Annotated in this window: 22 protein-coding genes; 7 read left to right on the top strand and 15 right to left on the bottom strand. The window is 64.9% G+C overall.

What is annotated here, in order from left to right:
• Positions 1 to 38: 38 nt before the first annotated feature.
• The 5 genes from ACTYOL_RS05010 to ACTYOL_RS04990 are packed head-to-tail and all read right to left on the bottom strand — an operon-like array spanning position 39 to position 3,766.
• Positions 39 to 1,016: a FecR family protein gene (locus ACTYOL_RS05010; RefSeq protein WP_153772687.1), complete on the bottom strand. Its 978-nt coding sequence runs from the start codon at positions 1,014 to 1,016 to the stop codon at positions 39 to 41.
• Positions 1,013 to 1,570, bottom strand: coding sequence for an RNA polymerase sigma factor (locus tag ACTYOL_RS05005; protein ID WP_153772688.1), 558 nt, complete (start codon positions 1,568 to 1,570; stop codon positions 1,013 to 1,015). The genes ACTYOL_RS05010 and ACTYOL_RS05005 overlap by 4 nt, the downstream gene beginning before the upstream one ends.
• Complete coding sequence (locus ACTYOL_RS05000; protein ID WP_444757630.1) at positions 1,567 to 1,893, bottom strand: DUF3325 domain-containing protein; 327 nt, start codon at positions 1,891 to 1,893, stop codon at positions 1,567 to 1,569. Before ACTYOL_RS05000 ends, ACTYOL_RS05005 begins: the two co-directional genes overlap by 4 nt.
• Positions 1,893 to 3,464, bottom strand: coding sequence for a PepSY-associated TM helix domain-containing protein (locus tag ACTYOL_RS04995; RefSeq protein WP_444757629.1), 1,572 nt, complete (start codon positions 3,462 to 3,464; stop codon positions 1,893 to 1,895). Before ACTYOL_RS04995 ends, ACTYOL_RS05000 begins: the two co-directional genes overlap by 1 nt.
• Positions 3,461 to 3,766, bottom strand: coding sequence for a DUF3649 domain-containing protein (locus ACTYOL_RS04990; protein ID WP_054893493.1), 306 nt, complete (start codon positions 3,764 to 3,766; stop codon positions 3,461 to 3,463). The genes ACTYOL_RS04995 and ACTYOL_RS04990 overlap by 4 nt, the downstream gene beginning before the upstream one ends.
• Positions 3,767 to 3,981: 215 nt before the next feature.
• On the opposite strand from ACTYOL_RS04990, the gene ACTYOL_RS04985 reads away from it, so the two are divergent.
• The 5 genes from ACTYOL_RS04985 (at position 3,982) to ACTYOL_RS04965 (ending at position 8,822) form a co-directional block, all read left to right on the top strand.
• Positions 3,982 to 4,476, top strand: a complete 495-nt coding sequence (locus ACTYOL_RS04985; protein ID WP_063543115.1) for a sigma-70 family RNA polymerase sigma factor — start codon at positions 3,982 to 3,984, stop codon at positions 4,474 to 4,476.
• A complete protein-coding gene (locus ACTYOL_RS04980) occupies positions 4,473 to 5,396 on the top strand; it encodes a FecR domain-containing protein (protein WP_054893495.1) in 924 nt (307 codons plus the stop codon). The genes ACTYOL_RS04985 and ACTYOL_RS04980 overlap by 4 nt, the downstream gene beginning before the upstream one ends.
• Before the next feature lie 94 nt (positions 5,397 to 5,490).
• On the top strand, positions 5,491 to 7,806 hold the full coding sequence (gene fecA / locus ACTYOL_RS04975; RefSeq protein ID WP_444757628.1) for a TonB-dependent Fe(3+) dicitrate receptor FecA: 2,316 nt from the start codon (positions 5,491 to 5,493) through the stop codon (positions 7,804 to 7,806).
• 213 nt (positions 7,807 to 8,019) lie between these two features.
• A complete protein-coding gene (locus ACTYOL_RS04970; RefSeq protein WP_054893497.1) occupies positions 8,020 to 8,364 on the top strand; it encodes an HPF/RaiA family ribosome-associated protein in 345 nt (114 codons plus the stop codon).
• A gap of 158 nt (positions 8,365 to 8,522) precedes the next feature.
• Positions 8,523 to 8,822: a DUF3509 domain-containing protein gene (locus tag ACTYOL_RS04965; protein ID WP_063543109.1), complete on the top strand. Its 300-nt coding sequence runs from the start codon at positions 8,523 to 8,525 to the stop codon at positions 8,820 to 8,822.
• Positions 8,823 to 8,881: 59 nt separating this feature from the next.
• Here ACTYOL_RS04965 and ACTYOL_RS04960 read toward each other — a convergent pair whose 3' ends face one another.
• The 8 genes from ACTYOL_RS04960 to ACTYOL_RS04925 form a co-directional block, all read right to left on the bottom strand.
• The gene (locus ACTYOL_RS04960; RefSeq protein WP_444757627.1) at positions 8,882 to 9,808 is read right to left on the bottom strand and encodes an aliphatic sulfonate ABC transporter substrate-binding protein; all 927 of its coding nucleotides are present in this window, start codon (positions 9,806 to 9,808) and stop codon (positions 8,882 to 8,884) included.
• On the bottom strand, positions 9,805 to 10,821 hold the full coding sequence (locus tag ACTYOL_RS04955; RefSeq protein ID WP_444757626.1) for an ABC transporter substrate-binding protein: 1,017 nt from the start codon (positions 10,819 to 10,821) through the stop codon (positions 9,805 to 9,807). Before ACTYOL_RS04955 ends, ACTYOL_RS04960 begins: the two co-directional genes overlap by 4 nt.
• Positions 10,822 to 10,839: 18 nt before the next feature.
• Complete coding sequence (locus ACTYOL_RS04950; RefSeq protein ID WP_444757625.1) at positions 10,840 to 13,509, bottom strand: TonB-dependent receptor domain-containing protein; 2,670 nt, start codon at positions 13,507 to 13,509, stop codon at positions 10,840 to 10,842.
• Positions 13,510 to 13,647: 138 nt separating this feature from the next.
• Positions 13,648 to 14,598: a DUF4880 domain-containing protein gene (locus tag ACTYOL_RS04945; RefSeq protein WP_200603821.1), complete on the bottom strand. Its 951-nt coding sequence runs from the start codon at positions 14,596 to 14,598 to the stop codon at positions 13,648 to 13,650.
• A gap of 1 nt (position 14,599) precedes the next feature.
• Positions 14,600 to 15,106, bottom strand: coding sequence for a sigma-70 family RNA polymerase sigma factor (locus ACTYOL_RS04940; RefSeq protein ID WP_444757624.1), 507 nt, complete (start codon positions 15,104 to 15,106; stop codon positions 14,600 to 14,602).
• Positions 15,107 to 15,220: 114 nt separating this feature from the next.
• Positions 15,221 to 16,012 carry a phosphate/phosphite/phosphonate ABC transporter substrate-binding protein gene (locus tag ACTYOL_RS04935; protein WP_444757623.1) on the bottom strand — a complete coding sequence of 264 codons (792 nt, stop codon included), beginning with the start codon at positions 16,010 to 16,012 and terminating at the stop codon, positions 15,221 to 15,223.
• A gap of 14 nt (positions 16,013 to 16,026) precedes the next feature.
• Positions 16,027 to 16,968, bottom strand: coding sequence for a fatty acid desaturase (locus ACTYOL_RS04930; protein WP_444757622.1), 942 nt, complete (start codon positions 16,966 to 16,968; stop codon positions 16,027 to 16,029).
• A gap of 151 nt (positions 16,969 to 17,119) precedes the next feature.
• Entirely contained in the window at positions 17,120 to 17,593 is a 474-nt protein-coding gene (locus ACTYOL_RS04925) for a phosphate-starvation-inducible protein PsiE (protein WP_054893505.1), read from the bottom strand.
• 256 nt (positions 17,594 to 17,849) lie between these two features.
• Between ACTYOL_RS04925 and ACTYOL_RS04920 the strand changes: the two genes are divergently transcribed.
• Positions 17,850 to 18,113, top strand: a complete 264-nt coding sequence (locus ACTYOL_RS04920; RefSeq protein ID WP_416766885.1) for a YebG family protein — start codon at positions 17,850 to 17,852, stop codon at positions 18,111 to 18,113.
• A 64-nt stretch (positions 18,114 to 18,177) separates the two neighbouring features.
• Here the strand turns inward: ACTYOL_RS04920 and ACTYOL_RS04915 are convergent, their stop codons facing one another.
• Positions 18,178 to 19,197: a Glu/Leu/Phe/Val dehydrogenase family protein gene (locus tag ACTYOL_RS04915; RefSeq protein WP_054893507.1), complete on the bottom strand. Its 1,020-nt coding sequence runs from the start codon at positions 19,195 to 19,197 to the stop codon at positions 18,178 to 18,180.
• Between the two features lie 123 nt (positions 19,198 to 19,320).
• Here ACTYOL_RS04915 and ACTYOL_RS04910 point away from each other — a divergent pair, with 123 nt between their 5' ends.
• Positions 19,321 to 20,127, top strand: coding sequence for a SirB1 family protein (locus ACTYOL_RS04910; RefSeq protein WP_444757621.1), 807 nt, complete (start codon positions 19,321 to 19,323; stop codon positions 20,125 to 20,127).
• 142 nt (positions 20,128 to 20,269) lie between these two features.
• Here the strand turns inward: ACTYOL_RS04910 and ACTYOL_RS04905 are convergent, their stop codons facing one another.
• Positions 20,270 to 21,628, bottom strand: coding sequence for an MFS transporter (locus ACTYOL_RS04905; RefSeq protein ID WP_444757620.1), 1,359 nt, complete (start codon positions 21,626 to 21,628; stop codon positions 20,270 to 20,272).
• Positions 21,629 to 21,630: the final 2 nt, after the last annotated feature.

Genomic DNA, 21,630 nt, shown 5'->3' with positions numbered 1-21,630 from the left:
CCGCAGACACCAGGGTGTCTGTGGGGGTACAGGTGATTTCAGCGCACCACCGTCACCCGCCCGAACAGTGTCTGCGGCACGAAGCCCATCACCTTGCCCAGCGACGCCAGCGCCAGCATGGGCTCCTCCACCGGGAAACTGCCGCTGACCTTGCGTTGCGCCAAGGCCTCGTCGAGCAACAGGATACGCCCCGGGTAATACCGTCCCAGGTCCTCGACCACCTGCGCCAGCGGCACCTGGTAATAGTTCAGCCATCCCTGGCGCCAGGCCAGGCGACTGTCACTGTCCACGGCACTGATCGCCCCCGCCACGCCCTGGGCATAGTCCAGTTGCTGATTGGCGGTCAGCTCACGCGCCACGGCGCCGGTAATCGGTGTCACCGCTACCCGTCCACTGCGCACGGTAACCTGGGCGCCGTCGCCCTGCCCGCGTACCTCGAACTGAGTGCCCAGCACTCGCACTTCGCCGCCCGCCGCATCGACCAGGAACGGCGCACCGGTGTGGGTCACCTCGAAGAACGCCGCGCCGCGCAGCAGGCGCACGCGCCGCTCGCCATGGTCGAAATCCACAACCACGGCGCTGTTGGCATCCAGGGTCAGGCGTGACTGGTCGGCCAGGGTGACCTGGCGCACATGCTCATCACTGCGATAGTCGGCGCGCAGGTCCTGCAACCAGTATTGCGGCTGCCAACCGGCCAGGCTGCCCAGCGCCAGCACCAGGCAGGCCGCTGCCGCCAGTGCTCCGCCACGCCGCCCCCAGCGGGCTTTCGGTCGACGCATGGCCTGCAGGTAGTACTCGAGGCCCTCGCGTTCCTCCGCGGCCAGACGCGCGGCGGGCGCTTCGCTTTGTTGCCACAGGGCCTGGGCCTCGGCATAGGCGGCGCGGTGCGCCGGATCGGCCAACAACCAGCGCTTGAACTCAGCGCCTTCGGCTGCCGGAGGATGCTCGTTGATGCGGCTCAGCCAGCCCAGAGCCATGCGCGACTGCTCGGCGGTGATCGGATAGGGCTGGCTCATCGACGGTCGCTCCCTGGCCTGCGCAATGGGGTAGCGGGCTCGGCGACACTCGCCTTGCACGCTTCGAGGGCGCGCATCATATGCTTTTCCACCGCACTCTGGGACACCTGCATGGCCTTGGCGATCTCGCCGTACTTGCAGCCGTGGATGCGGTTGAGCAGGAAGATCTGTCGCGTACGTTCCGGCAAGGCGCGCAGGGCCTGCTCGATGCGGCGCAGATCGTGATCGACCTCCAGCGCCTGCTCTGGCGCCTGGGCCGAGAGCGCCTCGTCGCTGATCGACAGCCCTTCGGCGACCCGACCGCGACTGCCTTCGCTGCGCAGGTGGTCGATCGCCAGGTTGCCGGCGCAGCGCAAGAGGTAGGTGTCGAGCGCTTCGACCTTGACCGCAGGCCGACGCCAGAAGCGCAGGAACAGTTCCTGGACCAGGTCCGAGGCCGTGGCACGACAGCCAACGCGCCGGCTGACCAGCGCCTCCATGCGCCCGCGCTGGGCCAGGAACACCTGCAGGAAGCGCGCCCGGCCACCGGCCTCGTCGAGGTCGGGCTCGCTCACGCGCCAAACACCGCCACGACCGGCGCCAACACCAGGCTCGCCGCCGCCAGGCTCAGCAGCAGGCGGGGTTGGTACGGCAGGCCGAATACCCAGAGGGTCAGCCCGGCCATCAACACGGCCGTCCACTCCACCAGCCCCAGCGCCCAGCCAAGCAAGTGCACGGCCAGTACCGCCGACAGCACCAGCAGCAGCCAGCCGGCGATGCGCAAGACACGCAACTGGGCCTGCCGCGGCTTGCGACCCAGCAGGTCGGTGAAGTGTTTTTCCATGGCCAGGCACAAGGCAGCCAGGCCGGCAAAGGTAGACAGGGCCAGGCTCAGCATCAACTCGCCTCCACGGTTTCGGTGCGGGCCTTGACCTTGGCCGAGCGCTTGGCGACTGGCTTGGGCGCGCGCAGCATCTTGCCGGCCGCCCAGCCGAGGAACAGCCCGGTGGCCAGGGCCGTGAGATCGAAGCCGGCCATCGCCCAGTCACCGGCGATCAGCGAATGGTCCAGGCCTTGGCCTGTGGTCACAGCATTGAGCAGCGGCAACGCAGCGAACAACACGGCACCCAGCGCCAACTGCTCGCCCCAGGCGCGACGACCGGGGCGCAGCATGGCGTGAAGCAGCGACAGTGCCCAGACCATGAAGAACGCATTGACCTCCCAGTCGGCGCGCCCTTGCAGCCCGATCGGCAGCAGGCGATTGGCCCAGAAGAACGCCGCCACGCCCAGCAGCAGGCCGCTCATGCTGGCGATGTTGAGGACCTCGACCAGGCGCAGCTCCGCAGGCATGCGCTCGCTCTTGGCATGCTTGAGCTGACGCTTGCCCAGCCACATCACAAGGCCAGTGCCGATCACCGCCGTGCCGGCGACACCGAAGACGAAGTACAACCAGCGCAGCCAAGGCCCGGCGAAGTTGCCCATGTGCAGGCCGACAAAGGTGAAGGAAGTCATCATCGCCGCGCTTTCCGGCGCGCCTTGGGTAAGCAGTGCACCGGTAGCACCGTCGAAGGTCCAGTTGGCGCTGCGCTTGTACGCGACACTGTCAGCCGAGGCGCGGCTCAAGGTGACACGGGCATTCTGGTCGCCAGGGTTCTGCACCTGGATGAAGCCCATGCGTGCGCCTGGCGCTTGCTCCTGGACCTTGGCGTACAGGCTCGACAGCGGGACCAGCGGCGTGGCCACCCCGGCCACCTTCGGCACCTCGTCGCGGCCGAACAGGTCGTTGAAATAACCGTTGGGGCTGCCATAGCTGGCCATGATTCCGGCCGGCATGACCATGTACATGAAGATCACCAGGCTGCTGTAGCTGATCATCAGGTGGAAGGGCAGCACCAGCACGCCAATGGCGTTGTGGCCATCGAGCCATGAGCGCTGGCCCTTGCCGGGACGGAAGGTGAAGAACTCCTTGAAGATCTTCTTGTGGGTGATGATCCCGGTCACCAGCCCCAGCAGCATGATGAAGGCACAGAAGGTCGACAGCCAGCGCCCCCAGGGGTGGGGCATCTCCAACTGGAAATGGAAACGGTAGAAAAACTCGCCGCCACGGCTGTCGCGGCCCTCGACCACCTCGCCGCTGGCCGCGTCCAGCTCCTTGCTGGTGAAGCCGCGTCGGCCACCGGCGTTGGGATCGCGATAGCCGACACTCAGCGCCGCCTCGCGCTCGCTGGGCAGGCGGATGAACCAGGTGCTGGCATCGGCGGCGTTGGCTTGCAGGTAGCGCTGCGCCATCTCCAGGCTGGCCGCCGGATTCAGCGGATGGCTGTGGATTTCCGGTTTGGTCCAGTGGTTGATCTCTTCCTTGAAGTAGGCGAGCGTGCCGGTGAGGAAGATGGCGAACAACAGCCAGCCGAAGATCAGGCCGGTCCAGGTATGCAGCCAGGCCATGGCCTGGCGGAAGCCCTCTTTCATGGGTTCTTCATCCAGTAAGCCAGCCCGCCGATCGCGCCCAGCACCAGGCTCGGCAGCAATACGCCCAGCCAGGCGCGCAATGCGCTGCGGCAGGCGAAGCACCAGATGAAGGCGAGCAGGTAGAACACGAACGACAGCATCATCCCGGTCAGTGCCGCATCGACCTGGGCGCCGGGCATCAGCAGGCTGACACAGACGCTGGCCGCCGAGGCCAGCAGGTAGCCGCCCAACAACGCAGCCAGGCTGCGCGAGGTCACAGCCAGGCGGTAGCTCAGGGGCAGGCCGGCGGCTTTGCTTTTCATGGGGCGACGGTCCGGGGCAAGGTCAAGAGGGTGCAATAGTAATGATTTCAATTCTCATAAGCAAAGATTGGAGATGAGCTGCTGCGATCCCTGCGTAGCCGGGTTTGCCCCCGAATACCCCGCAGGCCGAACAGGATTGCTACACCCTGCCGCCCGGAATACAATGCGAACAATTCTTACTCCCAATCGCGTCATCGGACGCCGGAGTCACCTCGGTGTCCAGTGCCCTCTCCTCCACCGTCGAAGGCCTCTACCACGCTCACCACAACTGGCTGACCGGTTGGCTGCGCCGTCGCCTGGGCTGCCCGCAGAGCGCCGCCGACCTGGCCCAGGACACCTACGTGCGCTTGCTCCAGGCCCGCGAAGCGCCACAGTTGATCGAACCTCGGGCCTTTCTCGCCACCGTCGCCAAGCGCGTGCTGTGCAACCATTTTCGCCGTCAGGAGCTGGAGCGCGCCTACCTCGAAGCCCTGGCCCAGGTGCCGGAACGCCTGGCACCAAGCGAGGAAGACAAGGCGCTGATCTTCGAAACCCTGCTCGAACTCGACCGCCTGCTCGATGACCTGCCACCGCTGGTCAAGCGCGCCTTCCTGCTGGCCCAGGTCGATGGCCTGGGCCAAGCCGAGATCGGCCGTGAACTGGGTATCTCCCTGGCGACGGTCAAACGCTACCTGCACAAGGCAGCCCTGCGCTGCTATTTCGCCCTGTGAGCACAGGCATCTCACCCCAGGTTGCCGAGCAGGCGGTGCACTGGCTGATCGAATCACAGGGGGCCGATTTCGACCCGGCCCAGCAGCAGGCACTCGAACACTGGTTGCAGGCTGACGGCGAACACCAGCGCGCCTGGGCGCACATCCAGCAGGTCAACCAGCGGCTGCGTGGCGCGACCTCGCCCGTGGTGCACGCCACCTTGCAGGCACCGCCCTCCCCGGCCCGGCGTCGCGCGCTCAAGGCGTTACTGCTGGCGGGCGTGGCCAGTGCCACCGGGCTCGGATTGCAATCACACAATCCGTTGCCAGGGCTGATGGCCGATTACCGCAGCCCCGTGGGCCAGCGCCGACGCCTGCCGCTGGACGACGGCAGCCTGTTGCGACTGAACACCCGCAGCGCCGCCGATGTGCGGTTCGATGGGCAGCAACGTTACGTGCGCCTGCTCGAGGGTGAGTTGTCGCTGGACGTCGCCCGCGATACCCGCCCGCTGGTGTTGCGCAGCGACGATGGCAGCCTGCACCTCGACAGCGGCCGCTTCAACGTGCGTCAGTTCGAGGGCTACAGCCTGGTCTCGGTGTTCAGCGGCATGGCTCGGCTACAGGGCCAGGTGTTGCTCGCCGGTCAGCAAGCCCGCCTGGCAGCGGGCCATTGGCAAGGTATCGGCGCGCTGGATCGCAACATCGGCGCCTGGGTCGATGGAATGCTGGTGGTCTCGCAGATGCGCCTGGGCGAGTTTCTCGCCGAGCTTTCACGCTATCGCCACGGACAGCTGGGTTGCAGCGAGCAGGTCGCCGGGCTGCGGATTTCCGGGTCGTACCCACTGGATGACAGTGAGCGGATCCTGGAGATGCTGGAAGTCGCCTTGCCGGTACGGGTGCGGCGATTCACCCGGTACTGGGTCAAGGTCGAGGCGGTTTGAGCCAGTGCCGACAACTATTTTTCTTCCAACCTGAGCCATTTCGCTTCACTCGCGTGACAGAGCAGGCAGAACCCTCCTTACAGGACCCGACCCCATGCCCCTGCGCCCCACGCCGCTCGCCATCGCCCTGCTGTTCGCCACCAGCCTGAACTTCGCCCAGGCTGGCGAACCGCGCGCCTACCACATCGCCCCCGGCACCCTGGAAGACGCTCTCAACCAATTTGGCCGTGAAAGCGGGGCGCTGATTTCGTTCGGTTCCACCGTCACCCAAGGCTTGCGCAGCCCCGGGCTGGAAGGCCAGTACGACGTACAGCAAGGGCTGCAGGCATTGCTGCGTGGCAGCGGTCTGCAGGCACGCCAGGAGGCCGACAACGCCTATAGCCTGCAGCCGCTTGCCGCCTCCAGCAGCGATGCGGCGATCGAGCTGGGTGCCTCTACCGTGGTGGGCGACTGGCTGGCCGAGGCGCGCCAGGACAACGTCTTCGAGCATCCCGGCGCACGTGACGTGATCCGCCGCGAGGAGTTCGAGCGTAGCGGTGCCAACAGCGCCCGTGAGGTGCTCAACCGCATCCCCGGCGTCAATGCCCCGGAAAACAACGGTACCGGCAGCCACGACCTGGCACTGAACTTCGGCATTCGCGGCCTCAACCCGCGCCTGGCCTCGCGCTCCACGGTGCTGATGGACGGCATCCCGGTGCCCTTCGCCCCCTATGGCCAGCCACAGCTGTCACTGGCCCCGCTGAGCCTGGGCAACATGGATGCGGTGGATGTGGTACGCGGCGGCGGCGCAGTGCGCTACGGCCCGCAGAACGTCGGCGGCATCGTCAACTTCGTCACCCGCGCCATCCCCGAGGAAGCGACCTTCAAGGCCGCCATGCAGAACCAGATCAGCCCCTCGTCCAGCCACGACGGTTTCAAGAACAGCGCCAACCTGCTGGTCGGCGGCACCAACGACAACGGTCTGGGCGGCGCCCTGCTCTACTCCGGCACCCGCGGCGGCGACTGGCGAGAACACAGCGACACGCAGATCGACGACCTGATCCTCAAGGGCAAGCTGCAACTGGACGAAGCCAACAGCCTGCACGCCATGGCCCAGTACTACGAGGGCGAGGCCGACATGCCCGGCGGCCTGAGCAAGGCGGCGTTCGATGAAGACCCTTACCAGTCGACCCGCCTGAAGGACAAGTTCTGGGGCCGTCGCACCCTGGTCAACGTCGGCTACGACTACAAGCAGGACGATCGCCAGTTCAGCGTCAACAGCTTCTTCACCAAGACCCTGCGCAGCGGCTACCTCGACCAGGGCAGCTTCGTCTCGCTGTCGCCACGCGAATACTGGGTACGTGGCATCGAGACCCGCTTCTCGCAAGGTGTGGCACTGGGCGACAGCTGGCACGAACTGGGCGTGGGCTACCGCTACATCAACGAGGCCGGCCACGAACTGCGCTTCCGTGAACCGGTGACCGGCAACCTGCCGACCACCGCCAGCCGCAACGACCGCGACACCCGTGGCGCCACCGAAGCCCACGCGATCTACCTGGACGACCGCATCGACATCGGCCGCTGGACCATCACCCCCGGCATCCGCTACGAGATGATCGACTCCGAGCAAAGCAACAAGCTCACCAACCAGCGTTACCAGGGCAGCTACAACACCGCATTGCCGGCACTGAATGTCATGTACCACCTGACCGACACCTGGAACCTCTATGCCAACACCGAGGGCTCGTTCGGCAGCGTGCAGTACAGCCAGATGCCCAACCGCGTCAGCAGCGGTGAAGTGAAACCGGAAAAGGCGCGCACCTGGGAAGTCGGTACCCGCTACGACAGCGGCGACCTGCAGGCAGAGATCGGCGCCTTCCTGATCAACTTCGACAACCAGTACGAAAGCAACCAGACCAACGACTCGGTGATCGCCCGCGGCGAAACCCGCCACCAGGGTATCGAGACCAGCGTGCGCTACGCCCTCGACGGCCTGAGCCCGACGCTGGCCGGTTTCGATGTGCACGCCAGCTACGCCTTCGTCGACGCCACCATCCGCGAAGACGGCCCGAACAAGGGCAACCAGGTGCCGTTCTCCTCGCGCCACAAGGGCACGCTGGGGCTTGGTTACACCGAAGGACCATGGCAGTTGAACCTGGATGGCAGCTTCCAGAGCAGCCAGTACGCCGACAACGCCAACACCGCCAGCGAAAGCGCCGATGGCAGCACCGGACGGATTCCGGGCTACATGCTGGTCAGCACTCGCGCCGGGTATGACTTCGGGCCGCAGCTGTCGAACCTGAAGGTGGCGGTGGGGGTGAAGAACCTGTTCAACCGCGAGTACTACACCCGTTCGTTCGACGACAACAACAAGGGCAAGTACGTGGGCGAGCCGCGCACGCTGTATGTGCAGACTTCCGTCGCATTCTGAGGACAGGCGCTTGTGTCGCGACCGGTCGCGGCACAAGGCAGCTCCTCCGGCAACAGCTTCAACCCTGCGAATTGCTACAAAAAATTTATCGAAAAAGGGGCTTGAATTCGGCGCGCCAATCCCTGACCTTAGAGTCAAGAGGCGAAGCTTTCCCCAAGGGCCTCAAGGGCCTAGGCACGCCTCCACGCGAGCAAGCTGAATAAGGATTGAATCATGCAAATCCAGGTCAACAGCAGCAACCATATCGACAGCAGCAGCCGTCTGAACGAATGGGTCCGCAGTACGCTGGAAAGCACGCTGCAGCGCTACGAGGACGACCTCACCCGCATCGAGGTCCACTTGCGTGACGAGAACGGCGACAAGCCCGGCCCGCATGACAAACGCTGCCAGATGGAGGCTCGCCCCAAAGGTCATCAACCGATTTCCGTCAGCCATACCGCCACCTCGCTGGACCATGCGATCGACGGTGCGGCCAGCAAGCTGAACAACGCGCTGGAACATTTCTACGGCAAGCTGCGCAGCAAGCGCAGCGTGGTGCAGCACACTGAAGAAGAGTGATCGGTGACACACAGACGCCCGGTGCCTGGCACCGGGCGTTTTCGTTTCCAGGGTTTCGGGCCGGGGCAGGCCACAGAACTCATCATTTGATCAACGTCGCTGAACCATCTCCACGGTCTCCCGGTCAATCGGTGAACATTCTTTGCAGATGCCAGCCCATGACCAATCCCTTCGACCTCATCAGCGACGCCTTCGCCCCGTACTACCGGGTCAACCTGAGCATCGAGCGGCTCGACGGCAGCATCATGCTGACCCTCTCCAACGATACCGGCGTGGTCGCCAAGAGACTGATCAGCGCCGCCCAACGCAACGACCCTGTACGCCTGCGCCGAGTGGTGGACAGCATTCGCCTGGGGCTGGCCATCGAACAAGGGGAAGATGCCCTGCAGGTGCTGGCGGCGATGACCGACAGCGCCGGACGCGATCGGGTCTGGCGGGGGGCCGGGATCGCTCGATAGACCAGTGTCGATCTCTTCGCTCCCACAGGAAAGGAGCGAAGAGGTCTACACACGCCTCATCACTGCGGAAAGACAACCTCCCGCACTTGCACCGCACGCGGGATCAAGCGGTTTGCAAAGAACAGATCGGCAATCCGCTGCTGGGTTTCGATCGCCGCGGCATCCAGCGGGCGGATCGGCGCGTTGTAGCGATGCTCGAAATACAGCTCCACCACTTCACGCTTGAGCCCTAGCACCCTGGTCATGCCGTCGATGCTTTGCTCACGCTGCTCGACCGAAATCTTCTGCGCCTGGCGCAACACCTCCAGCACCTTGTCGATGGTCGCACCGTACTGCTCGGTGAACGGCCGACTGGCAATGTAGTAGGTGCCGCTGGGGCGCACCTCCTCACCGGTGCTCAGGGTGCGGGCGCTACCATCGAGCAAGGCGGCTGCGTAGTAAGGATCCCAGATCACCCAGGCATCCAGCTTGCCCTGCTCGAAGGCCGGGCGGGCATCGGCGGCCGGCAGGTAGACCAGCTCGACATCGCTCAACTGCAAGCCCGCCTTGATCAGGCTCTTGAGCAGCAGACTGTGGGCACTGGAGCCTTTCTGCAAAGCGATACGCTTGCCCTTGAGATCCGCCAGTGTCTTGGCCGGGCTGCTGCTCGGCACGATGATCGCCTCGCTGCGACCGTCGCTGGGCTCGATACCGATGTAGCGCAACGGAATACCCGCCGCCTGGGCGAAAATCGGCGGAATGTCACCAATGTTGCCCACGTCCAGGCTGCCACCGTTGAGCGCCTCGATCAGTTGCGGCCCTCCTGGAAACTCGATCCACTGCACCTGGGTGCCAGGCAACGCCTGTTCGAGCAGGCGATGCTCGCGGGCCAGGACCATGTTCACCGAACTCTTCTGGTAGCCGATACGCAGCACCTGCGGATCGGCCGCGAGGGCCAGGGTGCTGCCCAGCGCCAGCAACAGGGTGACAAGCATACGCACGATCATTTCAGGTTCTCCTTGACCTTGGCGGCAACATCGGCCGGTAACCAGGCGCTCCACACCTGGGGCTGCTCACGCAGGAACGCTTCGGCGACCACACGCGGATCCAGGCGCTTCTCGGCCATGTGGGCGAGGGTCTGGTTGAGCAACGCCAGTGGCAGATCGACCTTGTCGAAGAACTGCACCAGTTCCGGGTAACGCGCATGGAACGGCGCCGAGACGCCGATCGACAGACGCGCCGGCAGCGAGCGCGTACCTCTGGGGTGCGCCTCGTTCGGGTTGGACAGGGTCTTCCAGGCCTCGGCATCGAAGGCCGGCTCCTCCAGTTGGACCAGTTTATAGCGGCCCAGCAGCGGAGTCGGCGACCAGTAGTAGAACAGCACCGGCTTGCCGCGACGGATCTGTGCGGACACTTCGGCATCCAGTGCAGCACTGGAGCCGGAGCGGAAGTTGACGAAGCTGTCGGCCAGGCCATAGGCCTTGAGCTTCTGGCTGTTGACGATCTCCGAGGTCCAGCCGGTCGGGCTGTTCAGGAAGCGCCCCTGTTGCGGCGACTCGGGGTCACGGAACACATCTTTGTAGCGGGCAAGGTCGGTCACCGACTTCAGCCCCGGCGCCACGGCCTCGATACCGCGCTCAGGATCGCCCTTGATCACGTATTCCGGCACCCACCAGCCTTCGCTGGCGCCCTTGACCGTGTCGCCGAGGGCGATCACCTTGCCTTCGGCTTCGGCCTTGATCCACAGCGGACTGCGCCCGGCCCACTCTTCGCCGATCACCTGGATGTCATCCTTGGCCAGGGCCGCCTCCAGGCTGACCGTGCTGCCCGGCAGGGTGTCGGTCGGATAACCGTAGCCCTTCTCGACCAGCGTACGCAGGATCTCGGTGATCAGGCTGCCGCTTTCCCAGGTGAGCGCGCCGAAATGGATCGGGGCTGGTGGGCTGGCCGCCAGCAACGGCTGGCTGGCCAGGCCCAGGGCGAGCAGCGCGCCGCCCAGGAGTTTCTTCATCGCAGTCATGTGCAGTCTCGTTGTCGATCAAAAGTCGTAGCTGAGCCGGGTGTAGTAGAACGCCCCTTCCGGTGCCGACGGCGCCAGGTAGCTGTACTGCTGGCCCGGGGTCTGGCGCAGGCGGGTGTTGAAGTCATCCGGCTTGCTGTCGAACAGGTTGTTGGCGCCTACCGAAACGCGCAGTTGCTTGGTGAACGCGTAATTGACGTCCAGGTCGGTGATCCACTGGGCCGAGAAGGTCTGGTCATACTGTGCGTTGGTCGCCGAGGCTGCGTACTTGCGGTACTCGCCGTAGCGGGTCTGGGTCAGGCTGACGGTCCATGGGCCGTAGGTGTGCGTGGCGCCAAGGATCAGCTTGTCCTCGGGATAGCCATGTTCGAGGAAGCCCTGGGCCTCGCGGGTCAGCACGTCGAAACCGAAGGGGTTGCCATGGATCTTCTCGATGGTGGTGCGCGCCTTGGTGTAGCCGGCGGTCAGCGCCAGGTCGCCATAGCGGTCCAGGCCCAGGTTGTACTTGCCGACGATGTCCACGCCACGGGTACGGGTGTTCGCGGCGTTGGTCATGAACTGCGCCCAGCTGTACTGGCCGAAGCCTGCAGCGGTGAGGATGCGTTCGGCGTCCGGGCCGGAAATGCCGCCGCTGTAGAGCAGGCGGTCGCGGATATCGATCTGGTAGGCATCGATGGTCAGCGACGCCTGCTCGGTCGGGCGCAGCACCAGGCCCAGCGAGTAGTTGGTGGATTTTTCCGGTTTGAGCGACTGCGCGCCCAGGGCCTGGGCCGCCGGATGGTCGACCGGCAGGATGCGGGTCAGCACCGGATTGCCATTGACGTCGACGTTGGTGGTGGTGGTCCAGGAGGTACCGATCTGGCCCAGGGTCGGCGCACGGTAGGCGCTGTTGAGGGTGCCGCGCAGGCCGACCTGCGGAGTGAACTCGTAACGCGCCGAAAGCTTGCCGGTGGTGGCCGAACCGAAGTCTGAGTAATGCTCGCTGCGCCCGGCCAGGCCTACCTGGAATTTGTCGGTGACCTGGTTTTCCAAGCCGAAATACACCCCGCCCACCTCACGTTTGTAGGTGCCGGCATCGTCCGGCGTCAGGCCCGAAGCCTGCACCCCACCCACCTGCACGCCGTCGATGCCGCCGAACGAGTAGGAGCTGAAATCGCCCGGTTGCAGTTCGTACTGCTCGCGACGGTAGGCCACGCCCGCCGACACGGTCAGCGGATGGGTCGACCAGGCCACGCCCACGTCACGGGCGTAGTCGACGGCCAGGTTGGTCTGGCTGTTGATCAGCGTGGCAATGTCGAACTTGGTCGGGCTATTCGCGCCATAGCTGGGGTTGAGGGTGTCGAACGCCACTTCGTCATGCTTGTCGCGGCCATAGGTGGCGCTGATGTCCAGGCGTCCGATGGCATCGTCCTCGAAGCGCGAGCCGACGGTGACCGAGGCGTCCTCGTAGCGGAAGCGGTACTTGGGGATGGTGCCCTCGGGGTACAGCGCCTGCACGTTGTTGGGGTTGTCGCGCAACAGCGGCGGGGTGTTGTTGATCGACTTGTCCTGGCCATAGGTGGCGAAGCTGTACAGCCGCCACTGGTCGTTCAGGCCGACCTCGGCGTTGGCTGCCAGGTTGAACTTGTCGCGGCTGGCTCCGCCCCAACGGTGCTCCTGCAACTGGCCGTCGGCGACGTACTTGTCGCCAATGTCGGTGGGCTTGGCGTTGACGCCATTGAAGCTCAGGGTCAGGAAGCCGTCGCCCGGCAGACCCAGGCCATACCAGCCATCGACGTTCTTGCGAAAGCCGTCGCCCTGCCCGTACTTGCCCAGTTGCGTGTTGATCTGCCCGCCGCTGTCGCGCTCCTTGAGCACGATGTTGATCACCCCGGCCACTGCGTCCGAGCCGTACTGCGCCGAAGCGCCATCGCGCAGCACCTCGACATGGTCGATGGCGCTGATCGGGATCATGTCCAGGTCGACCGGCTGGGCACCAATGAACGGCACGCCACCGGAGATGTTCACCACCGCCGAGGCATGCCGGCGCTTGCCATTGACCAGCACCAGGGTCTGGTCCGGCGACAGGCCGCGCAGCGAGGCGCCCTTGGGGTTCTGGCCACGGGTGGCGCTCTGGTTCTGCGGGAAGTTGAACGAGGGCAGCAACTGGAACAGCGCCTGGTTCAAGGTGGTGGCGCCAGTCTTGACCAGCTCCTGGCTGTCGATCACATCGACCGGCGCGGCGCTGGTCAGCGCGGTGGCGTCGCTGCGCCGGGTGCCAAGGGCAATCACGCGGTCAAGGGTGGGCGCCGCAGCAGCGCTGGCTTGCCCGGCCGGTCTGCTGGGCGTGCTCCGGGCGCTGGCGGCGGCGGTCTCGTCCTTGATGATGAAGGCGCCGCCCGGGCTGACCTGAAGCTGCAAGCCGGTGCCGCGCAGCGCGGCGTCGATGGCTTGCTGGGTGGTCAGGTCGCCCTCCACCGCCGAGGACGAGAAGCGCTCGACCTCCGGGGTGAAGGAGATCACCTGGCCACTCTGGCGGCTGATGTCGAGCAGCACCTGGTCGAGCGGGCCGGACTTGATGTGGTAGGCCTGCACCGGCTCGGCGGCCTGGGCGGTGCTGATCAGCAGGCCAAGCAACGGGCCGAGGGCCAGGGCATTGCGCTTGAAGCGCGAGTGAGTAGCAGTGGTCTTCTTCTGGATACGGCGCACAACGATTCCCCCCAAGGAATCCATGACGCTGCCCCCCTCGGCAGCGTTTACAGCAGTGGTGTGGCGCGGGCGCGCAGAATCTTGCAGATCGATTGGTTATGTCGTTAGAACCTGGAAAAGGCCGCCCGCGATCCTGGTTCACACCGCCCCGATACTCAGCCAATACTCCCCATGCCGGCTCACACGAATCGGCAAGGTCCGCGCCAGCGCCTCGAACACCAGCTCGCTCTGGTCGAGCCTAAACAGCCCGCTCACGCGCAATCCAGCCACCGCAGGATCCAGGCGCAGCACGCCGCGTCGATAGGGCCGCAATGCATCGACCACCTCGCTCAACGGGCTGTCGCGCACTTCCAGCAGACCATCGACCCACGCCCCTTCGCCTGGCCGCAACAGCTCAACCGAGGCAATGCTCACCCGGTCGAAATTCACCGCGTGCCCCTTGCGCAACTGCACCCGATCACCACCCTGGCTGCTGATCTCCAGCACCCCGGCCAGTGCGCAGACCCGGCACTGCCCGGCACGCTCTGCCACCAGCAAGCGCGCCGATCGCGCACTGACCGTACTGCCCTCGATACGCACCAGAAACGGCCGCGACTCATCGACCACGGTCAGCAACCCCTCGCCACCGCGCCATTCGAGCACACGCAGTTGGCTGTCGAAGCGCACGTCGGCCTGGCTCTGGGCGTTGAGCACCAACTGGCTGCCATCGGGCAGGCTCAAGGTCTGACGTTCACCCGTACTGGTGCTCAAATCGGCCCCCAGGTGCAGGCCAGACATTGGGTTGCCGATCAAGCCCGCACCCACCACCACACCGGCCCCGAGCAAGGCACGCTGGAGGAAACGCCGACGCCCCGAAGGCGCTGCCAGGGCGCGCTGCACCACACGGCCGTCGACGCCCTGGCTACGCGGCACGTGGAACACCCCGAGGGTGTTCTCCAGGCGCTGGCACAGTTGCTCATGCCGCGGGTCGGCGCGACGCCAGGCCTGGAAAGCCAGGTGATCACGCGCCTCGGCCTGGCCCGAACGCAGCAGCACCAGCCACTGGGTCGCCTGTTCGATCAGGTGTTGCTGCTCATCGGGGTCGCGCATGTCAGTCCAGGGAAAGTTTCAGGCAACGGTTGAAAGCCTTGGCCATGTAGTCGCTCACCGAGCGCTGGGAGATCCCCAGTTCAAGGGCGATCTGCGGATAGGTCAGGCCGTTGAGCTGCGACAGCAGGAAGGTCGCCTTGACCTTGGCCGGCAGGCCGTCGAGCAAGGTGTCGATGGCTTGCAACGCCTCGATCATCTGCGCATGGGCTTCGGGCGAAGGCGCCAGATGTTCGTCATCCTCGAGCAAGGCATCGAGGTAGGCGCGCTCCAGGTCGCGGCGGCGCCACAACTGGTACATCAGACGCTGGGCAATGGTGGTCAGCAGGGCGCGCGGCTGGCGGATCGGCTCCGGGACCGGCGCACTGAGCAGTTGCACGAAGGTGTCGGCGGCGATGTCCTCGGCGGCACCGTCGCCCAGGTGTCGGCGCAGGCGTCCGCACAGCCAGGGGTAGTGGCTGCGGAACAGACTGCCGACATATTCGCCATGAGGGTTTTCGCGACCGGACATGAGGCTTCCATCCAGGAGTGGATACAAAGAGGTCCGGTCGTCCGGTGAGCGCATCCTAGTCTGGCCGCTTATGCTTTAAAAATACTTAAAAGTGATTTTTATATTCCTTTTTCATTATTCGAGCGTGACTAAACCAAGCCGCTTCGCTTCGTGCTCGTAATCCAGCAGCACTTGGTAATCGTTCGTCGCGGCCGGTAGCACCTGGTCGATGGCCAGGGCCTCGGCCACCGCCGGCAACTCGGCCAGGGCCTGGTTCATCGCGCGGCGAATCCACTCGGCCTCTTCGGCACTGCGCCAACCGGCAGTGATGTACGGCAGGCTCGGCCCCCAGGCGGTCTGGCCGAGGATGCGCAGGCCCTCGACCTCTTCACTGTGATCGCGTGCCAGGTAGCCGTAGGTGACGCTGTCGATGGCCGCCAGGTCGCCTTGGCCCTCGCGCAGGGCGCGCATGCTGTTGCGGTGCCCACCGGTATGGCTGACCTGCGAGAAAAACCGCCCTTCACGCTGCAAGGGTGCCAGCGCGTGGCGCAGCAGATTCATGCCGGAGTTGGAGTCCGGGCCGTTGACCAGCCCGTGGCTGTCGAAGAATGCCGCCAGGTCCTGGCGCGGATCATCCTCGCGCACCAGCAGCAGGCTGCAGTGCTGACCTTCGCGCACATATGGCAGGCGATAGCGTGGCTGCCCGACCACTCGTACCTGCCCACGCAGCGCGGTCATCAACGGGTAGCCGCAGGTCTGGCTGAGCAGCAATTGCGGCGAGCGCCAGACCTGCAGCAACGGCTGCGCACCCGCCGCTTCACCCTGGGCATCGAGCAACAGAAGAATGCGCTGCAGCCAGGCAGCGCTGGCCTGGTTGATGCGCTCGGGGGCGACGTACATCGACAGGTCGACGAATCCCTGGGTCATGGCATGGCTCCTGTTCAGGCGAAGGGGTGACGTGGGCTGTCGATCGGCGCCAGGCCGTGGCGGCGAAGCAGCGCCCCATAGCCCGGCACCAGAAAGTGCCCGCTGCGCAGCAGCCATTGCGCGCGGTGACGCTGGTAGACACGCGGGATGAAGTACCAGGGCAGCCCCGGAAGATCGTGGTGCACCAGGTGCAGGTTGTTGTTCAGGAACAGCAGCGACCAGAGGCGCCCGGCCTCGTTGATCACCGTGCGCTGCTCAGGCAGCGGGTGCGGCCGATGCTCGTAGAACGAACGCAGCATCGCCAGGCCAACGGCCGGCACGCTGACCAGGAACACGTAGTGCAGCACCGACAGTGCGCTGAACCGCGCAATCAACACCATCAGCAATACGCTGCACAGGCCGTGGGTCAGCCACATCAGCCAGGCCTGGCGATCACCGCGCCCCAGCCGCGCCAGCTCCTCGCGGGCCAGCCCGAACAGGCCCAGCGGCGCGCCGACCAGCACACGTCCGGGGACCGTCTTGCCCAGCCACAGCACCCCTCTGTGCCACCGGGTGCTGCGTTGCCAGTGCCGGTCGCTCAGGTAGCGGCTTTCAGGATCCAGGCCCGGCAAGGTGAGGTCGTGATCGCGGTGATGAATAAGGTGGCTGTCGCGATACAGGGTGTAGGGATACCAGAGGGCAAAGGGCGCGTAGCCGAGCAACTTGTTCAGCCAGGGAAAACGGGTCGGGTGCTCGTGCAGCAACTCGTGCTGCAACGACAGCCACAGCACCAGCAGCGGGATCAGCAACAGGGTGGTCGGCCACACGCCCAGCGCATGGCTGAGCGGCAGCAGCGCCGTCCAGCCACCATAGACCACCGCCAGCAACAGCCAGGTCGGCCATTCGGTACGGCCGGTGAAAGTGCACTGAAGATGCTGCACGTCTTCGCGCTGGGCATCGTCGAGGTAATGGGGCATTGCGGCGTCCTGCGTGATCTCCGGTATAGGCTTGTGGCGTAACGCGGAGAAATCTTGCAGAACGATTGGTTATCAAAACCCCTTTCAACGAAATATTTGCCTATAAGGCAGGGCAAGCCGACACCGCTTGCCCAAGTCGCTGCCGGATGGGTCAGACCTTGCCGTCGTCCATATCCTTGCCGTTGGCATCGATCGCCCGTGTCGACGGGTAGCGGTACGAGGCAAAGCGCACCACCAGGATCGCGAAGGCCAGCAGCAGGATGCCGCCACACACGTACAGCAAGCCAACGTCCGGCGCCTTGTGGTGCGAGACATCGCCGATCAGCAGGCGTGTCAACGCGGTGATCGCCACGTACAGCAGGAAGCGGATCGGCATGTGGTTGGTCTTGAAGTAGATCCCCACCATGGCTCCCAGCTCGAGGTAGATGAACAGCAGCAGGATGTCATCGACACTGATGCCACCCTTCTCCAGCATCTCGATGAAGGTCGCCACGGCGGCATAGGCCGTGATCGCACCGATGCCGAACAGGGCCAGGTAATGGAACGACTCGACGAACAGATTTCCCAGTGCGTCGGCGGGCGCATGCAGGCCCTTGCGCAGCTTTTCTGGCCATTTGGATTTCACGATGCAGGATTCCTCGATACGACATGAAGGATGATGCGCCACCGATGTGACGCTTGTGACATGCAGTTAAAGGGCCAGGCCCTGTACTTGGAAGGCGACCGATTGCCGCAAGGCACCTATGGACTAGGCTTCGGCGAGAGCATCGGGGCAAATCAGAACGCCACTATCCGATTGCCAAAGAATCCGCTATGCTCAATACTGTATAAAGATACAGTTGTCGTCCAACCCACATACACAAAAGGCACAGAGGTGATGAATGGCCGTCGAAGTGGTGTACCGCAGCAGCCGCGACCCGGAGCGCTTGTTCATGGATAAGGCCGAAGCAGACCGTCACGACAAGATGCTCGAGCTGGCCGAACGGCTGGCCGAAGTACTGCAAAAGGCCGTGCCGTCGCTGAGCGAGCAGCAAGTCGAAGAAGCGGGCATCTACATGGCCAAGAACCGCGACGTGTTCGCCCGGGCATTCAAGAGCCAGCCCGATGCGCTGGCCGAGCTGCTCGAAGGCGAGACAGCGGAATAAGGCACCTGCCGCAGCGTCTGCGGCTCCTGTACATCGGGGCGTGGATGCTGGAGCCAGCGCTCGCTCAACCGTACAACAGCCGCTCCGCCAGCATCTGCGCCACACGCGCAGGCGAGCGCTTCTCGGCCTGGGCATGGGCGAACACCTCGGTCAGACGCGTAGGGATACGCGCCAGATGCGCGGTGATGGTGCTCAGGTCAGCGCCTCGGTGGGTCAACGCCACGTAGATCAGCCCACCGGCATTGATCACGTAGTCCGGGGCATACAGAATCCCGCGGCTCTCTAGCTGATCGGCCACCTGCAAGGTGGTCAACTGATGATTGGCGGCGCCGGCCACCGCCGCGCAACGCAACTTCATCACGCTCTGGCCGTTGAGCACCGGCCCAACCCCACAGGGCGCGAAGATATCGCAGGGCGTGCTGATCAGCGCATCGTTGGTCACCGGATGTGCCCCGAACTGCTCCACCGCCAGCCTCACCCGCCCCGGGTCGAGGTCGCTGACCAGCAACTCCGCCCCTGCCGCATGCAACTGCTCGGCCAGTGCATAACCCACATTGCCCAGCCCTTGCACCGCCACGCGTAACCCTTCGAGATTGTCGCTACCCAGCCGTGCCATCGAGGTGGCGCGAATACCGGCGAACACGCCCATGGCCGCGTGCGGCGAGGGATCGCCCGAGGCGGTGGTGCTGGTGACATGAGGGGTGGACTGGGCGATGCAGTCCATGTCCAGCGTCGAGGTGCCGCTGTCCACGGCAGTGATGAAACGCCCTTGCAGGCTGTCGACGAAACGCCCGAACGCCTCGAACAGCGCCGCGCGGTTTTCCACATGGGGGTTGCGCACGATCACCGCCTTGCCACCGCCCAGCGCCAGCCCGGCCAGGGCAGCCTTGTAGCTCATGCCCTGGGCCAGGTGAATGGCATCGCTCATCGCACTTTCATCGTCGGCGTACGGCAGGTAGCGACAGCCCCCCATGGCTGGCCCCAGTTGCTCGCTATGAATCGCCACCACGGCTTTCAAGCCAGTGGCGGGGTCGTTCCACAGGTGCAGGGACTGGGTACGGGTGCTTTGCATGAGCGCGAACATCGACGGGCTCCCCACAAGGTGCTCACATCAGTATAGGCAGCCGGCGACTGTCCAGGGCCTGGGCGGACCACTGGACGAATCGGTGCGCCGGGGCTAAAAATCTAGTGTGTGTGGAGAAGTCCGATGAACCCACGTAAAGCCTGCCTGGCCTGTCTCGACCGCATTCCGGTCGCCCTGTTGGAAGCCACCCTCTGGATCGCCGCCGAGCATGATCGCGAGGTCGATCCCGCCGCCTGTCTTGCGCAACTGCACGACCTGCATCGGGAAATCAACGCGCGCCTGCCAATGCTGCCCGTCGGCGAGCTCGCCCAGCCATTGCTGCGCCAACTCAACGCCCTGGGTTTCCAGCAGGACGAATACTATCCGCTACGTCCGCAAGCGGCGCTGATGGACAAGGTGCTGCAGCGCCGTCGAGGCCAGCCGCTGCTGCTGGCGATCCTCGCACTGGAAATGGCCCAGCGCCTGTCGATCCCACTGGAGGGGGTGAACTTCCCTGGCCACTTCCTGTTGCGCGTACCCGGCGCCGATCACCTGCTCGACCCCTGCGGCGGTCGACGCCTGTACCCCGCAGATTGCCGCGAACTGCTCAACCGCCAATACGGCCCGCACATGACCCTGACTGCCGAGCACCTGCACAGCGCCAGCCCGATGCAGATGCTGCAGCGCCTGTCGCGCAACCTGCGCCAACTGCACAGCAGCAACGACAACGACCTGGCTGCGCTGATCGACGCAGAACGGGTGATGCAACTGGGACCAGTGCAGGTCGCCGACTACCTGGCCCGCGCCACCCTCTACCAGCACCTGGACTGCCCCCAGGCCGAGCGCTTCGACCTGGAGCACGCACTGCTGTTGAGCGACGATCCGGTGCAACGCCTCAAGCTGGGTGAGCGCCTCGCCCAACTGCCTTCGACAAACCGTTCAATCCACTAGGCTCTGTATGAAAAACCTTGATACTCGGTGATGCTGCGTTGAAAACAGCCTCGGAATGCTCATTTACAACCCGTAAAGTCGAGCGCGACTCCGACCGTTCCTCGGCTGTTTTCGCCTTGCCTGACCTTCGTCTCAAGGCTTTTCATGCAGACCCTAGCGCATCGACCTTGGCCGCCTGCGCATCGGCCTGCTTGCCCGGCGCACGCACCTGGCTGATCAGCAGGGCCGCGATCACTGCCGGAATCGCACAGAAGAAGAAAATCCACTCCACCGGCATGTGCATGGCCAGCAGCAGGCTGCCGAACAACGGCCCGAGGATCGAACCGAAGCGCCCGACGCCCAGCGCCCAGCCGGCGCCGGTCGCACGAACCTGAGCCGGGTAGAAGTTGCTGACGAAGGCATTGAGTGTCAGTTGTCCGCCGATGATGCAGAAACCTGCAGCGAACACGCTCGGCACCAGCCAGCGCGGATCGGCGTGGTTCAAGCCCACCAGCACGCTGAAGACCGCAGCGCCCACCAGGACCGCCGCCAGTAACCTGGCCTTGTTGGCCATGCGGTCGGCGCACCAGGCCAGGCAGATCGCGCCGAAGGTCCCGGCAAACAGGAACAGCGAAGTCACCAGGTTGGCTTGCTTGAGCGCCAGCCCGCTCTCCAGCAACAGCGACGGCAGCCAGCTGATCATGAAATACAGCAGGATCAGGCTGACGAAGAAGGTCCCCCAGATGAGCAGCGTCGGCCGGGCGAAGCCATCGCGGAACAAGCCCAATACGGTCAGTTTGTCTGCCGCCGGCTCATCCACCGCAAGCTGTGCCGCCGGCACTTGCCAGCCGGGTAGCACGCGCGCTGCCAGGCGTTGCAGACGGGCGTAGGGAGGTGCATCGCGCAACAGCCGGGGCAAGGACTCGGGCAGGAACATCACCAGGAAGGGGAACAACAGCAGCGGCGCCACGCCACCGGCCAGAAACACCGCCTCCCAACCGAACCTGTCGATGAAGCCTGCCGCGACGAAGCCACCCGCCGCGCCGCCGAGGGAGAAACCGCAGGCCGCGAGGGTCACCATCAAGGTGCGCAGGCGCGGCGGTGCATAATCGGCCATCAGCGCCATCGCGCTGGGCATCGCCCCGCCCATGCCGATACCGCATAAAAAGCGCGCCAGCATCAGGCTGTTCAACGAGGTGGAAAACACCATCAGCAGGGTCAGGCTCGCGTACAGCAGCACGCACCACAGCAGCACCCTGCGCACGCCGAAGCGATCGGCCAGTGGGGTGACGGCGAGCGAGCCCAGTGTCAGCCCCAGCAGGTTGGCGCTGAACACCGGTCCGAACGCCGCCTTCTCCAGGCCCCAGTCCTGGGCCAGGGCCGGAATCACGTAGCCCAGCACCTGGGCGTCATAGCCGTCGGTCACCAACAACAGGATCAACAGCGCCAGCAAGCGCCATTGGTAGGAGGACACAGGACGCCCATCGAGGGCCGCGCGAAAGCTGGCTATCTGGTTGTGCATCG

The sequence above is a fragment of the Pseudomonas sp. A014 genome, assembly GCF_052378495.1.
Classification (GTDB): domain Bacteria; phylum Pseudomonadota; class Gammaproteobacteria; order Pseudomonadales; family Pseudomonadaceae; genus Aquipseudomonas; species Aquipseudomonas machongensis.
The sequence above is the reverse complement of the archived record's forward strand: the minus strand, read 5'-3'. Positions and strand labels throughout refer to the sequence as shown.

What these genes read in the sequence shown, in the direction of transcription:
- ACTYOL_RS05010 (WP_153772687.1), bottom strand. Translation starts at nt 1,016, where the DNA reads ATGAGCCAGCCCTATCCGATCACCGCCGAGCAGTCGCGCATGGCTCTG.
- fecA (WP_444757628.1), top strand. Translation starts at nt 5,491, where the DNA reads ATGCCCCTGCGCCCCACGCCGCTCGCCATCGCCCTGCTGTTCGCCACC.
- ACTYOL_RS04960 (WP_444757627.1), bottom strand. Translation starts at nt 9,808, where the DNA reads ATGATCGTGCGTATGCTTGTCACCCTGTTGCTGGCGCTGGGCAGCACC.
- ACTYOL_RS04945 (WP_200603821.1), bottom strand. Translation starts at nt 14,598, where the DNA reads ATGCGCGACCCCGATGAGCAGCAACACCTGATCGAACAGGCGACCCAG.
- ACTYOL_RS04930 (WP_444757622.1), bottom strand. Translation starts at nt 16,968, where the DNA reads ATGCCCCATTACCTCGACGATGCCCAGCGCGAAGACGTGCAGCATCTT.
- ACTYOL_RS04940 (WP_444757624.1), bottom strand. Translation starts at nt 15,106, where the DNA reads ATGTCCGGTCGCGAAAACCCTCATGGCGAATATGTCGGCAGTCTGTTC.
- ACTYOL_RS04990 (WP_054893493.1), bottom strand. Translation starts at nt 3,766, where the DNA reads ATGAAAAGCAAAGCCGCCGGCCTGCCCCTGAGCTACCGCCTGGCTGTG.
- ACTYOL_RS04935 (WP_444757623.1), bottom strand. Translation starts at nt 16,012, where the DNA reads ATGACCCAGGGATTCGTCGACCTGTCGATGTACGTCGCCCCCGAGCGC.
- ACTYOL_RS05000 (WP_444757630.1), bottom strand. Translation starts at nt 1,893, where the DNA reads ATGCTGAGCCTGGCCCTGTCTACCTTTGCCGGCCTGGCTGCCTTGTGC.
- ACTYOL_RS04915 (WP_054893507.1), bottom strand. Translation starts at nt 19,197, where the DNA reads ATGTTCGCGCTCATGCAAAGCACCCGTACCCAGTCCCTGCACCTGTGG.
- ACTYOL_RS04920 (WP_416766885.1), top strand. Translation starts at nt 17,850, where the DNA reads ATGGCCGTCGAAGTGGTGTACCGCAGCAGCCGCGACCCGGAGCGCTTG.
- ACTYOL_RS04995 (WP_444757629.1), bottom strand. Translation starts at nt 3,464, where the DNA reads ATGAAAGAGGGCTTCCGCCAGGCCATGGCCTGGCTGCATACCTGGACC.
- ACTYOL_RS04910 (WP_444757621.1), top strand. Translation starts at nt 19,321, where the DNA reads ATGAACCCACGTAAAGCCTGCCTGGCCTGTCTCGACCGCATTCCGGTC.
- ACTYOL_RS04970 (WP_054893497.1), top strand. Translation starts at nt 8,020, where the DNA reads ATGCAAATCCAGGTCAACAGCAGCAACCATATCGACAGCAGCAGCCGT.
- ACTYOL_RS04955 (WP_444757626.1), bottom strand. Translation starts at nt 10,821, where the DNA reads ATGACTGCGATGAAGAAACTCCTGGGCGGCGCGCTGCTCGCCCTGGGC.
- ACTYOL_RS04965 (WP_063543109.1), top strand. Translation starts at nt 8,523, where the DNA reads ATGACCAATCCCTTCGACCTCATCAGCGACGCCTTCGCCCCGTACTAC.
- ACTYOL_RS04905 (WP_444757620.1), bottom strand. Translation starts at nt 21,628, where the DNA reads ATGCACAACCAGATAGCCAGCTTTCGCGCGGCCCTCGATGGGCGTCCT.